12 protein-coding genes are annotated in these 11,954 nt (G+C 64.7%); 4 read left to right on the plus strand and 8 right to left on the minus strand.

What is annotated here, in order from left to right:
• Nucleotides 1-56: 56 nt before the first annotated feature.
• Genes BG457_RS09935 through BG457_RS09945 form a run of 3 tightly spaced genes read left to right on the plus strand, consistent with a single transcriptional unit; the run spans nt 57 to nt 2,108 of the window.
• Nucleotides 57-554 (plus strand): Fur family transcriptional regulator, encoded by a 498-nt coding sequence (locus BG457_RS09935; protein ID WP_071796991.1) that lies wholly within the window; start codon nt 57-59, stop codon nt 552-554.
• On the plus strand, nt 551-1,315 hold the full coding sequence (locus BG457_RS09940; protein WP_071796992.1) for an ATP-binding cassette domain-containing protein: 765 nt from the start codon (nt 551-553) through the stop codon (nt 1,313-1,315). The genes BG457_RS09935 and BG457_RS09940 overlap by 4 nt, the downstream gene beginning before the upstream one ends.
• Nucleotides 1,305-2,108, plus strand: a complete 804-nt coding sequence (locus BG457_RS09945) for a metal ABC transporter permease (RefSeq protein WP_071797092.1) — start codon at nt 1,305-1,307, stop codon at nt 2,106-2,108. The genes BG457_RS09940 and BG457_RS09945 overlap by 11 nt, the downstream gene beginning before the upstream one ends.
• On the opposite strand, the gene BG457_RS09950 is transcribed toward BG457_RS09945, so the two are convergent.
• The 8 genes from BG457_RS09950 to BG457_RS09985 all read right to left on the minus strand — a co-directional run bounded on the left by BG457_RS09950 (nt 2,087) and on the right by BG457_RS09985 (nt 10,789).
• Nucleotides 2,087-3,316: an NAD(P)/FAD-dependent oxidoreductase gene (locus BG457_RS09950; RefSeq protein WP_071797091.1), complete on the minus strand. Its 1,230-nt coding sequence runs from the start codon at nt 3,314-3,316 to the stop codon at nt 2,087-2,089. The genes BG457_RS09945 and BG457_RS09950 overlap by 22 nt on opposite strands.
• 173 nt (nt 3,317-3,489) lie before the next feature.
• Nucleotides 3,490-4,119: a hypothetical protein gene (locus tag BG457_RS09955; RefSeq protein ID WP_071796993.1), complete on the minus strand. Its 630-nt coding sequence runs from the start codon at nt 4,117-4,119 to the stop codon at nt 3,490-3,492.
• A 92-nt stretch (nt 4,120-4,211) separates the two neighbouring features.
• Nucleotides 4,212-5,144: a 2-hydroxyacid dehydrogenase gene (locus BG457_RS09960; RefSeq protein ID WP_071796994.1), complete on the minus strand. Its 933-nt coding sequence runs from the start codon at nt 5,142-5,144 to the stop codon at nt 4,212-4,214.
• On the minus strand, nt 5,141-6,289 hold the full coding sequence (gene rodA / locus BG457_RS09965; RefSeq protein ID WP_071796995.1) for a rod shape-determining protein RodA: 1,149 nt from the start codon (nt 6,287-6,289) through the stop codon (nt 5,141-5,143). Before rodA ends, BG457_RS09960 begins: the two co-directional genes overlap by 4 nt.
• Nucleotides 6,286-8,223, minus strand: a complete 1,938-nt coding sequence (gene mrdA / locus BG457_RS09970) for a penicillin-binding protein 2 (RefSeq protein WP_071796996.1) — start codon at nt 8,221-8,223, stop codon at nt 6,286-6,288. Before mrdA ends, rodA begins: the two co-directional genes overlap by 4 nt.
• On the minus strand, nt 8,220-8,816 hold the full coding sequence (locus BG457_RS09975; protein WP_071796997.1) for a hypothetical protein: 597 nt from the start codon (nt 8,814-8,816) through the stop codon (nt 8,220-8,222). Before BG457_RS09975 ends, mrdA begins: the two co-directional genes overlap by 4 nt.
• Nucleotides 8,809-9,726 carry a rod shape-determining protein MreC gene (gene mreC, locus BG457_RS09980; RefSeq protein ID WP_071796998.1) on the minus strand — a complete coding sequence of 306 codons (918 nt, stop codon included), beginning with the start codon at nt 9,724-9,726 and terminating at the stop codon, nt 8,809-8,811. Before mreC ends, BG457_RS09975 begins: the two co-directional genes overlap by 8 nt.
• A gap of 25 nt (nt 9,727-9,751) precedes the next feature.
• On the minus strand, nt 9,752-10,789 hold the full coding sequence (locus BG457_RS09985; protein ID WP_139257665.1) for a rod shape-determining protein: 1,038 nt from the start codon (nt 10,787-10,789) through the stop codon (nt 9,752-9,754).
• A 267-nt stretch (nt 10,790-11,056) separates the two neighbouring features.
• On the opposite strand from BG457_RS09985, the gene BG457_RS09990 reads away from it, so the two are divergent.
• On the plus strand, nt 11,057-11,950 hold the full coding sequence (locus tag BG457_RS09990; protein ID WP_071797000.1) for an NAD-dependent epimerase/dehydratase family protein: 894 nt from the start codon (nt 11,057-11,059) through the stop codon (nt 11,948-11,950).
• Nucleotides 11,951-11,954 lie beyond the last annotated feature (4 nt).

Genomic DNA, 11,954 nt, shown 5'->3' on the forward strand with positions numbered 1-11,954 from the left:
TGCTATGTCTGGGCAGGCTTATCTAACGTTATATCATAACAGTCAAGGCAAGGCAGATGACACCACAAGACCACGGCCCCGGTTTTTGTTGCGCGGACCATAGCGGCGCGGCCAATGTCACGGCGATCCTGACCGAGGCCGAGACGCGCGCCCGCGCGCAAGGCGCGCGTCTGACCCCGGTGCGGCGGCGCACGCTGGAAATCCTGCTGCAGGCGCATGGCGCGCTTGGCGCCTATGAGGTGCTGGAAAAACTCAGCACCGAAGGGTTCGGCAGCCAGCCACCGGTTGCCTATCGCGCGCTGAACTTCCTTGTGGATCACGGGCTTGCGCATCGCATCCGGCGGCTCAACGCCTTTACCGCCTGCGCCCATCCCGGCCATGACCACCGCGCGGCCTTTCTGATCTGCGAGAGCTGCAACAGTGTGACCGAGGCCGATGCCGGTGCCGTCAGTGCCGCACTCGATCAGGCCGCGCAATCCGCAGGCTTTCATCTGAACCGCGCCACGATCGAGGCTGTGGGCCAGTGCAGCGCCTGCCGGGATAGCGCTGCATGAGCCTGATCACAGCAAATTCAGTCGGCGTCAGCTATACCGGACGCCGCGTCTTGTTCGACATTGATTTTCAGATCAACCGGGGCGAGATCGTCACCATCGTCGGCCCCAACGGCTCTGGCAAGACCAGTTTCCTGCGCGTGCTTCTGGGCGTCGTCGCGCCTGACAAGGGCCGCATCACCCGCGCGAAGGGGCTGCGTATCGGCTATGTGCCGCAACGCCTGCACCTTGACCCCGGACTGCCCATGCCGGTGTCACGCTTCCTGTCTCTGCCCAGCCGCCAAAGCCCGCAGGCTATTGCCGCGATTCTGGAGCGCGTGGGCGTCCCCGATGTGGCGCGGCAGAACATGGCCACTCTGTCGGGCGGGCAGTTCCAGCGCGTGCTTCTGGCCCGCGCGCTGCTGACCCGGCCCGATATCCTGATGCTGGATGAGCCCACTGCCGGGCTGGACCAGCCCGGTGTTGCGGCGTTCTACCGGCTGATCGAGGATGTGCGGCGCGAAATGAATTGCGCGGTCCTGTCGGTCAGCCATGACCTGCATGTGGTGATGAGTGCCTCGGACCGGGTGATCTGCATCAACGGTCATATCTGCTGCGAAGGCGCGCCGCAGGTGGTGCGCGCCGCGCCCGAATATCGCGCGCTTTTCGGGCTTGGCACGGGTGGCGCGCTGGCACTCTACCAGCACAGCCATGACCATGTGCATGACGAAGATTGCGACCACGACCACAACCATACGAAGGAGCATGCCCATCATGCTGGATGATTTCCTGATGCGCGCGCTGCTGGCCGGGCTGGCCGTGGCCATCGCCACCGGCCCGCTGGGCTGTTTCGTGGTCTGGCGGCGCATGGCCTATTTCGGCGATGCGACGGCCCATGCGGCGATCCTCGGCGTGGCGCTGGCGCTCGGCTTCCAGATCAGCATTTTCATCGGCACGATGGTCGTGGCGCTGATCATGGCGATGGTTGTGGCCACGTTGGCAGGGCGCGGCTGGGCGATGGATACCACGCTCGGCGTTCTGGCCCATTCGGCGCTGGCCTTCGGTCTGGTGGCCGTATCCTTCCTGCCCAATGTGCGCGTCGATCTGACCGCCTATCTCTTTGGCGATATCCTTGCAGTCTCGCGCTTTGATCTCGCGGTGATCGTGCTCGGCTCCGCGCTGGTCCTGGGGCTGATCCTGTGGCGCTGGCAGGGGCTGCTCATGGCCACGCTCAGCGAGGATCTGGCGCAATCGGCGGGGATCAATCCGGGGAGCGAACGCATGGTGCTGACGCTCGCGCTGGCGGTGGTCGTCGCGGTCGCGCTGAAGATCGTCGGCGCGCTTCTGATCGCAGCACTGCTGATCATTCCGGCCGCCGCCGCGCGTAACCTCGCGCGCTCGCCCGAGATGATGGCCGCTTTCGCCATGGCCATCGGCGCCGTGTCGGTCTTTGGCGGATTGCAACTGTCACTGGCGCGGGACACGCCCTCCGGCCCCTCTATCGTGGTGATTGCCGCGCTGATCTTTCTGGCCACCACACTCGGCGCGGCGCTGGTTCAGAACCGATCAGCCCGGTAAGGCGCAAGGTCGAGTTCCGGCGCGCGCCCCGTCACCAGCGCCGTGACCAGCCGCGCGGTTATGGGCGCAAGGGTCAGACCCAGATGGCCATGACCGAAAGCATGGATCACCTCTGGCCCGGCGCGGGACGGGCCGATGACCGGGCGCGAATCGGGCAGCGAGGGGCGGCAGCCCATCCAGCGCCGGTCCGGTTCCGGCAGATCGGGCAGGATCGCGCGTGCGCCGCGTTCCAGCACGGCCCAGCGATGCTCTGAGGCGGGCGCGTCCAGCCCGCCCAGTTCCACCGTACCTGCCACCCGCAGCCGACCCGCCATCGGGCAGAAATAGAAGCCGCGCGAAACCGGTGTCATCTGCCGGATCAGGCGCGGGGCAGGGCTGTCATATTCCAGATGATAGCCGCGCTCGGTATCCAGCGGCACCCGGTCGCCTGCCTGCGCGGCAAATGCGCGCGACCATGCGCCCGCCGCGATGACCACGCGCCGCGCGTTCAGATGCAGTCCTTCGCCGCGCAGCGTGACCTGCCCCTTGCCACGCTTCAGCCGCGTGACCCGCGCCGCGATCCGTTCCACCCCCGCAGCCGTGACCGCCACGCGCAGGCGGCGCAGCATCTGGCCGGGATCATCAAGCGTGATCGTGTTGGGAAAGAAGGCCGCGCCCAGACCAATCCCCTCGGGCAGGCCCGGCTGCAACTGCCCGAGTTCGGCGCGGCTGATCTCTTCGACCGCAACCCCATGCGCGCGGTAAGTCTCGAACCGCGTGCCGCGCCGGTCAGCCTCGGTCTCGAACAGATAGAGCGAGCCCAGGGGCTTGAGCAGATCCTGCCCGCTAATCTGCGCAGCAAGCTCTTTCCAGCTTGATGCCGCAGGCGCGAGCAGGGCCGCAATGGCCTGCGCATTCAGCCGCGCGCGTCCGGGCAGCGATTCGCGGGCAAAGCGGAGCAGCCATGGCGCCAGCGCAAGGGCAGGGCGGATGGCCAGCGGGCTGTCGCGGTTGAAAAGCAGCGCAGGCAGGTTGCGCAGCACATCGGGCGTGCCGACAGGCATGACCGCATAATCCGCGATCACACCCGCATTGCCATAGGAGGCGCCGCTCTCGTCATCTTCGGGTGCGATCAGCGTGACCTGATGCCCGGCCTCTGCCAGATGCAGGGCACAGGCCAGCCCCACGACCCCCGCGCCGATAATGGCGATTTCGCTATCCTGCTGCATGAACGCGCTCTCATCTGCCCAGCCTGTCATGCCAAGCCAATGCGCCGACAGCAAGCCCTGCCATCATCAGGTAGCATTGTCGGCGCCGCATGTCCGACACCGCGTGCGAAGCAGTGAAACCCACCTGCCATCGGTGTTCCCTGTTGATGCCCGTGTCCCCAAGCCCCGCGCGCTTATCCGCCCAGCACCAGAGCGCGCGGGCGCTGATTGTCATCGAGCAGATAGAGCGCATCTTCGCCGATTGCCGCCACCGTGCCGCCCTCCAGCAGATCACCCTGTTGCAGCCGCGCGATCCGGCCATCGGGCAGGCGCACCAAGGCATGCCGCACCCCGTTTTGCTGCACGACTGCGATCAGGGTCAGGTCATCAAGCGCGATCCGCCCTGCCTCGGTCGCCATATCCAGCATGCTGCGCCCCGGCGGCAGAACGAAATTGCGCGTGGTCCGGGTCTCGAAACTCAGCGGCAGGGGCGCAAAGGCATGGGCCAGAACCGGGCGTTCCGGTTCGACCGGTTCGGGCACGGATGCCTGCGCAACGGAAGGGGGCGCAGCCGTCATGCTTTCCCCGGCGAGATCTTGCGGTGACTGGCAGAAGGCCCCCGGTCGCGCGCAATAGTCCAGCCCCGCGCTGACCGCGATCAGGGCGGCAAGACTGAAAGCGACGGCAGCAAGCACATCGCGCCAGCTGAGCCCGCGCGCAGCGGGCCGCACCGGGGGCGGCACGCTCGCCTGCTCAGGCAGGAAAGAACGGCCTGCGCGCCTGCGGCGGCGCGGGCTGTGCAAAGGCGCGGCGCGATCCTGCATCGACAGATCCTGACTTGCGGCCCTCAGTCTAGCCCGAAACCTAGCACCGATCCATTGCCAATCTCTGAACAAATCCCGGCACTCGGTCGGGTTCAATACCCGCGCGCGCGACAGACCTCATTCAAGAGCGGTGCACCGCCTTCCACCCGTGCGATATTCCCGACAATCACCCGCGCTGCCGTCTCGGTGCGGGTGGCCGCCGCGATATGCGGTGTGACCGTGACCTTCGGATGGTGCCAGAACGCATGATCCTCGGGCAGCGGCTCGGTGCGGAACACATCCAGCGTGGCATGCTGCACCGGCCCGGCGTCCAGCGCGTCGATCAGTGCGGCCTCATCAATCAGCGCGCCGCGTCCGGGGTTGATCAGACACAGGCCCGGACGGCAAAAGCCAAACCGCCGCGCATCGAGCAGATTCTCGGTCGTGCTGGTATGCGGCAGCAAAGTCACAAGAATTTCAGATTGTTGCAGGACGGTCTTCAAGCCCTCATCGCCGTGATGACAGGTGATCCCCGGCAGCGATTTCGGGCTGCGCGACCAGCCGATCACCTGAAATCCCAAGCCCCGCAAAGCATCCGCGCAGGCCTGTCCCAGCGCGCCAAGGCCAAGAAATCCCACCACCCGCGCCTCGGCCAGCGGCGGGGGCTCCGCCGCCCATTCGCCTGCCCGCGCATGGATATGCGCGTCGAGCCCCAGATGATAGCGCAGCACATGGCCCGTGACATATTCGACCATACCCCTGGTCAGCGCCGGATCCACCATGCGCGCCAGCGGCTGGGTCAGCGTCGGATTGCCCACGATCCGTTCCACCCCGGCCCATAGGCTGAGCACGGCCTTGCAGCGCGTGAATGGGCTGAAATCGCGCAGGGGGTTCGCCGGGGCATAGATGATGTAATCCACGCTCTCGGGCGGGGCTTCAGTGACCAGCGCGGCCTCCAGACCCGCCTCGGCCAGCGCATCTTTCAGATGCGGTGCATATTCGGCGAAATCGCCCTCACCAGCGGCAAAGAGGATGGTCAGCGTCATGACGGCAACCGGGCGCGATGGATATGCGCCGAATGGACCAGCCCGAATCCGACCATCAAGACCAGCATGGCCGACCCGCCGAAAGAGACCAGCGGCAGCGGCACGCCCACCACCGGCGCCAGCCCCATGACCATCGCCATATTCACGGCGAAATAGAGGAAGAAATTGCCGATCACCCCCATCACCAAGAGCGCTCCGAAACGGTTTGTCGTGCGCAGAGCGGTCAGCAGGCAGACGGCAATGATCATCATATAGAGAAGCAGCAGCGACGAGGCGCCGACAAAGCCGAATTCCTCGGCCAATGTGGTGAAGATGAAATCGGTATGCTTTTCGGGCAGGAAGTTCAGCCGCGCCTGCGTGCCTTCCATGAAACCGCGCCCGGACCAGCCGCCCGAGCCCAGCGCGATCATCGACTGGTTGATGTGATAGCCTGCGCCCAACGGGTCAAGCGTCGGGTCCAGAAAGGCATCGATCCGGCGATACTGGTAATCCTTGAGCAACTGCCATTCGGTGCCGCGCGATTGCAGCACCGCCGTGACCAGACCCGCCGCAGAGCCGATCAGGGCGGCGAAATAGCCCCAATGGACGCCGGCCGCGAAGATCACCACGCCGCCGCCCGCGGCAATCAGCATGGCGGTGCCCAGATCGGGCTGGCGCAGCACCAGTAACGTCGGCACCAGAGCGATCAGCGCCGCGATGACCACATGCACAGGATGCGAGATCTTCTTCATGTCGATCCAGTCGTAATAGGCCGCAAGCGCCAGGATCGTGGTGATTTTCGCCAGTTCCGACGGTTGCAGGCGCATGGGACCAATCACCAGCCAGCGTTTTGCCCCCATGCCGACCGAGCCGAAGAACTCGACCCCCAGCAGCAGCAGGATCGTCACGCCATAAGCCACCCCCGCAATCGAGCGCCAGAACCACAGCGGCGTGAAGGCCACTATGAGCATGCATAACAGACCGATGCCAAAGCGCTTGATCTGCGGCTCGGCCCAGGGCGTCAGGCTGCCGCCCGCCACGGAATAGAGCATCACGAAGCCGTATCCCGCCACCATGATCAGAAGCGCGATCAGCGGCCAGTTCAGATAGAGCACCTTGCGCAGCCCCGAGGGCATCTGGCGGGTGTTATACTCAAGATAACTCATGCCCGGCTGAGCCTCAGATCTTCGGGGCGGCGCAGGCGCTCATGCATCTCGTCCTGTTCATACTGGATCCGGTTGCGTTGCGGGGCCGGATAGGCCGAGAGCGGCGGCAGCGCGTCATTCAGCGCCGCGAGGGTGATATCGCGTCCGATAGGCGCAGCAGCAGAAGAACCGCCGCCGCCATGTTCCACGACCACCGAAACCGCGATACGCGGAGCGTCATGCGGGGCGTAATTCACGAACAGCGCGTGGTTGCGCCGGTTCCAGGGCAGTTGCTCCTGTCGGCGCACGCCCGCCTCGCGCTCGGCGCGGGTGATCGAGAAAACCTGAGAGGTGCCGGTCTTGCCCGCCATCAACTGCCCGTCCGCGACAATGCGCGAGGAATAGGCTGTGCCGCGCCGATCATTGACGGTCTGGTCCATGCCCTGACGGATCATGCGCAACCACTCCGGGCGCAGATCAAGGCTGGCCAATTCGCGTTCGCTCCGCTCCAGCGGATCGCGCACCAGCCGCGGCAGCACTGCGCTGTTGGTGGCCAGACGCGCGGTCATCACCGCCAGTTGGAGAGGTGTCGTCAGCACGAAACCCTGCCCGATCGAGGCATTGACCGTATCGCCGATGCGCCATTCGGCATTGCGATTGTTGCGTTTCCATTCCCGCGTCGGGTTCAGACCCCCCGCGACCGAGGTGATGGGCAGATCATAGCGCATCCCAAGGCCCAGCCGGGTGGACATTTCATTGATCTTGTCGATCCCGCAGCGCTGCGACATCTCGTAGAAATAGACGTCACAACTCTCCGCCAGCGCCGAGACCAGCCCGACGCGCCCATGCCCGCCGCGTTTCCAGCAATGGAACCGGTTGCCGGACACGTCCATATGGCCGGGGCAGAATACGGTTTCCTGCCCATTGGTGACACCGGCCTCCAATGCGGCCAGCGCGGTCACCATCTTGAAGGTCGAGCCGGGCGGATACATGCCCTGCACAGTCTTGTTAACCAGCGGGCGGTAGTCATTGTTCAGAAGTTCATTGAAATTCGTGCTGGAGATCCCGCGCACGAAGAGGTTCGGATCGAAACTCGGACCCGAGGCCAGCGCCAGAATATCGCCATTCTTCACATCCATCACCACGGCAGCCGCACTATGGCCATGCAGCCGCTCCAGCGCGTAATTCTGCAGCCGCGCGTCAATCGTCAGATGCACATTCGCGCCGGGCGTGCCCTCCACCCGGTCCAGCTCGCGCATGACGCGGCCCACGGAATTGACCTCGACCCGCTGCGAGCCCGCGCGCCCGCGCAGCCGGTCCTCGGCCATGCGCTCGACCCCGCTCTTGCCGATCTGGAAGCGCGGGATGAAGAGCACCGGATCGGGGCTTTCCAGCGCCTCCAGATCGCGTTCCGAGACCGGGCCGACATAGCCCACGACATGGGCGGTATCCTCGCGCAGCGGATAGGCGCGCGACATGCCCATTTCCGGCGTGACACCGGGCAGGGCAGGGGCATTGGCTGCAACCCGGCTGATTTCTTCCCAACTCAGCCGCTCGGCCACCGTCACCGGCACGAAAGGACGGTTGCGCAGCATGTCGCGCCTTGCGCGCTCGATATCTTCCTCGCTCAGCGGGATCAGTCGGGCCAGACGGCTCAGGACCAGATCAATATCGCCCGCATCGTCACGCTTGATCACGACGCGGTAATTCTGCTCGTTTCCCGCCAGAATCACGCCATTGCGGTCCAGAATCAGCCCCCGAATGGGCGGCAGCAGGCGCAGGTTGATACGGTTTTCCTCGGCCAGCAGCCGGAACTGCTCGGACTGGTTCAGCTGCATGTCGCGCAGCCGCCACAAGAGCGTGCCCGCAAAGCCAAGCTGCACAGCCCCGAGCAGCAGCGCACGACGGCTGATCGTGCGGCGGCTGAGTTCCTTGTCACGATCCGAGCGTTTCACAGTTTCTGCCCCAATGCATCCACTTCGCCCGTGGCCGGTTTGCGCAGGCCAAAGACGAAATGTGATATCGCCACCACCACCGGGTAGGCCAGTACAGTGCCGAGGAAATGCGCAAAGCTCAAGCCAAGCGGTTCCAGCGGCATGATCACAATCGCGAGCACAGCGCGATTTGCCAGATACATGACCAGCATCAACCCCGCGACCAGTGCATATTCATGCAAGAACCCATAGCCCCGGAACTGGTCCGAGCGGCGGCGCAGAAATTCACTGCCCATCAGCACGATCAGCGCCCACAGACCGGGGGGGCGCAAAAGCAGGATATCTTCGATAAAGAAATACCCCGCGATGATCGGCGCGGGCAGCAGATCAGGCCGCCGCAGCACCCAGGCCAGCGTCAGACAGAGCAGCAGATCCGGCAGCGGCAGGCTCCAGCCCCGCGCATCGTCGTAATCGACGAGCGCCGCGCCCTCGATCATGCCGAAATCCGCACCATAGCCGCCCAGCGGCAGGAAGCGGTAGAACATCAGCCCAGCCGCCAGCGCCAGAAACAGCGCCACATAGATCAGGCGCTTGGTCTGGCGCCGCTCAACCATCGCCCGTGCCCTCCGGGGCCACCGGCTCCGCTGACTCCAGGACCGGTTCGTCACCGGGCGCGATCAGACTGCCCGTATCGGTGATCCGCTCGACAGGGCGCGAGCGCAGCACCCGCAGGAACTCCAGCCTTCCGTAATCGGCGGCGATCCGCACCCGCAAGCGCCGGTCGCGCGTGATCACCACCTCGCCCACCAGCAGCCCCGCCGGAAACACCCCGCCATCATCCGAACTGATCACCCGGTCGCCGGGGCGCAGATCATCCGGGGCCTCGACAAATTCCAGCACCGGATAGGCGGAATTATCCCCGATCAGCATGGCGCGCTGGCCAGAGGGCTGCACGATCACCGGCACGGCGCTCGCGGTATCGGTCAGCAACACCACCCGCGCCGTGCGCTGCCCGACACCCGCGATGCGTCCGGCCAGCCCCAGCCCGTCCATGACGGCCCAACCATCCTGCACCCCGTCGCGCGCGCCCACATTCAGCAGGACCGATTTGCGAAACGGCGAGCCACTATCGGCCATCACCACGCCCGTCACATGCGTCAGTTGCGGATCCAGCCGCACATGATTGAGATCCAGAAGCTGCGCATTCCGCTGTTCAAGCTGCAGGGCCGCCTCGCGCCAGGCCCGCATCTGCTGCAATTCGCGGCGCAATTCCTGATTCTGCTCGACGATGCGCGCATAGGAGCGGAAATCCTCGGTCAGCACGGCAAGCCGCGTCACGGGCTTCATCGCCCAGTCGAAAGAGGGCACCACCCGGTCGATCACTGCCATGCGGAACTGCTCGACGCGCGGGCTGTCGATGCGCCAGATCAGGAAGGTCAGCGCCAGCAGGACCGCGATCACGCCCACCAGCACACGCCGCAGCGGGCGGATGAAATCCTGATCGTATTTGCGATCTTCGGCCAAAACTGCCACCCAGTCGCGTTATGCGTCAGCTCTCGTAGTCAATGGCGTGGCGCAACTGCTTCTCGAATTCCAGCGCCTTGCCGGTGCCGATGGCGACGCAATTGAGCGCTTCATCGGCCACGGAGATCGAAAGCCCGGTCTGTTCGCGCAGCGCCAGATCCAGCTCGCCCAAGAGCGCGCCGCCGCCGGTGAGCATCACGCCCCGGTCCACGATATCCGCGGCCAGATCGGGCGGTGTGGTCTCCAGCGCGATCATCACGGCCTCGCAGATCGTGGTCACGGTTTCGGCCAGCGCTTCGGCCACCTGCGCCTGTGTGATTTCGGCCTCTTTCGGCACGCCGTTCAGCAGATCGCGCCCGCGCACCAGCATCGACTTGCCGCGCCCGTCATCGGGCATCCGCGCGGTGCCGATCGAGCATTTGATCTTCTCGGCGGTCGATTCGCCGATTAGCAGGTTCTGGTTGCGCCGCAGGAAGCTGACAACCGCCTCGTCCATCCGGTCGCCGCCCACCCGCACCGAGCGCGCATAGACGATATCGCCCAGGCTGAGCACCGCAACTTCGGTCGTGCCGCCACCGATATCGACGACCATCGAGCCGGTCGGATCGGTGATCGGCATGCCCGCACCAATGGCCGCCGCGATGGGCTCCGAGATCAGCCCGGCGCGCCGCGCCCCTGCCGAAAGCACCGATTGCCGGATCGCGCGCTTTTCCACCGGGGTCGCCCCATAGGGCACGCAGACGATCACTTTCGGCTTTGAAAACACAGTGTTACGATGAACTTTGCGGATGAAATGCTTGATCATTTCCTCGGCCACATCGAAATCCGCGATCACCCCGTCGCGCATGGGTCGGATCGCCTCGATGGAACCGGGCGTGCGGCCCAGCATCAGCTTCGCATCCTCGCCCACCGCCAGCACGGCCTTGCGCCCGTCTTTCGAGTGATAGGCCACCACCGAGGGTTCATTCAGGATGATCCCGCGTCCCTTGACATAGACCAGCGTATTGGCAGTGCCGAGGTCAATGGCCATGTCGGATGAGAACAGGCTGGGAAAGAAATTCATGCGGGATATCCAGTGCTCACGAGAGATGCAGCGCCCGGAACGGGTCGCCTTGCGCTTTGCGCCTTATAGGGCGGGGATATGGGCGCGGTAAAGGGGGGGCAGCATGCAGATCGGCGGGAAGTGGCGTGTCGCGCACGATACTGTGACCCACAGATCCTTCGCCGGCGCCGGTGGCCGCTCTCCACTTGCCTTGACCGCCTGCCCGCGATCATATGCGACCGGGCGCCCAGGATTGCGGGCGGGCAGCCAACAGAGAAGGAGACAGATATGCGCATCTTGTTCACAGGCGGCAGCGGCAAGGCAGGGCGGCATGTCATCCCGGTCCTTCTCGCGCAGGGCCACAGGGTGCTGAATGTCGATCTTGCGCCGCTTGATCTGCCGGGCGTGGACAATCGCATCGCCGATATCACCGATGCAGGCCAGATGTTTGATGTGATGGCAAGCTATGCGGGCTTTGACGAACTCGACCCCGGAACCGGCATGCCGCGTTTCGATGCCGTGGTGCATTTTGCCGCTGTCCCGCGCATCCTGCTCAAGAGCGATAATGAGTGTTTTCGCGTCAATACGCTTGGCACCTATAACGTCATCGACGCCGCGGTGAAATTCGGTCTGCGCAAGATCATCTTCGCCTCATCCGAAACCACCTATGGCGTCTGTTTCGCCGATGGCACCCGCAAGCCCGACTATCTGCCGATGGACGAGGGTCACCCGACCGAGCCCGAAGACAGCTACGCCATGTCCAAGGTGGTCAATGAAGTGACCGCACGCGCCTTCCAGCGCCGCAGCGGGGCGGATATTTACGGGCTGCGCATTAACAATGTCATAGAACCCCATGAATATGCGCGCGATTTCCCCGCCTATGTTGCCAATCCGGGCCTGCGGCGGCGCAATATCTTCGCCTATATCGACGCGCGCGATCTGGGGCAGATGGTCGGGCGCTGCCTGCAGACCGATGGGCTGGGCTATCAGATCTTCAATGTCGCCAATGACGATCATTCCGTAGACCGCAGCACCGCTGATCTGATCACTGAGTATTATGCAGATGTGCCGGTCCGGTCCGAGATGGGCCCGCGCGAAACCTTCTACAGCAATGCCAAGGCCAAACGCCTGCTCGGTTTCGCGCCGCAACATGACTGGCGCACGGAACTCGCCAAGGCATAAGCAG

It is taken from the genome of Natronohydrobacter thiooxidans, assembly GCF_001884735.1.
GTDB classification, from domain to species: Bacteria; Pseudomonadota; Alphaproteobacteria; order Rhodobacterales; family Rhodobacteraceae; genus Roseinatronobacter; species Roseinatronobacter thiooxidans_A.

What these genes read in the sequence shown, in the direction of transcription:
- BG457_RS09935 (WP_071796991.1), top strand. Translation starts at nt 57, where the DNA reads ATGACACCACAAGACCACGGCCCCGGTTTTTGTTGCGCGGACCATAGC.
- BG457_RS09940 (WP_071796992.1), top strand. Translation starts at nt 551, where the DNA reads ATGAGCCTGATCACAGCAAATTCAGTCGGCGTCAGCTATACCGGACGC.
- BG457_RS09945 (WP_071797092.1), top strand. Translation starts at nt 1,305, where the DNA reads ATGCTGGATGATTTCCTGATGCGCGCGCTGCTGGCCGGGCTGGCCGTG.
- BG457_RS09950 (WP_071797091.1), bottom strand. Translation starts at nt 3,316, where the DNA reads ATGCAGCAGGATAGCGAAATCGCCATTATCGGCGCGGGGGTCGTGGGG.
- BG457_RS09955 (WP_071796993.1), bottom strand. Translation starts at nt 4,119, where the DNA reads ATGCAGGATCGCGCCGCGCCTTTGCACAGCCCGCGCCGCCGCAGGCGC.
- BG457_RS09960 (WP_071796994.1), bottom strand. Translation starts at nt 5,144, where the DNA reads ATGACGCTGACCATCCTCTTTGCCGCTGGTGAGGGCGATTTCGCCGAA.
- rodA (WP_071796995.1), bottom strand. Translation starts at nt 6,289, where the DNA reads ATGAGTTATCTTGAGTATAACACCCGCCAGATGCCCTCGGGGCTGCGC.
- BG457_RS09975 (WP_071796997.1), bottom strand. Translation starts at nt 8,816, where the DNA reads ATGGTTGAGCGGCGCCAGACCAAGCGCCTGATCTATGTGGCGCTGTTT.
- BG457_RS09985 (WP_139257665.1), bottom strand. Translation starts at nt 10,789, where the DNA reads ATGAATTTCTTTCCCAGCCTGTTCTCATCCGACATGGCCATTGACCTC.
- BG457_RS09990 (WP_071797000.1), top strand. Translation starts at nt 11,057, where the DNA reads ATGCGCATCTTGTTCACAGGCGGCAGCGGCAAGGCAGGGCGGCATGTC.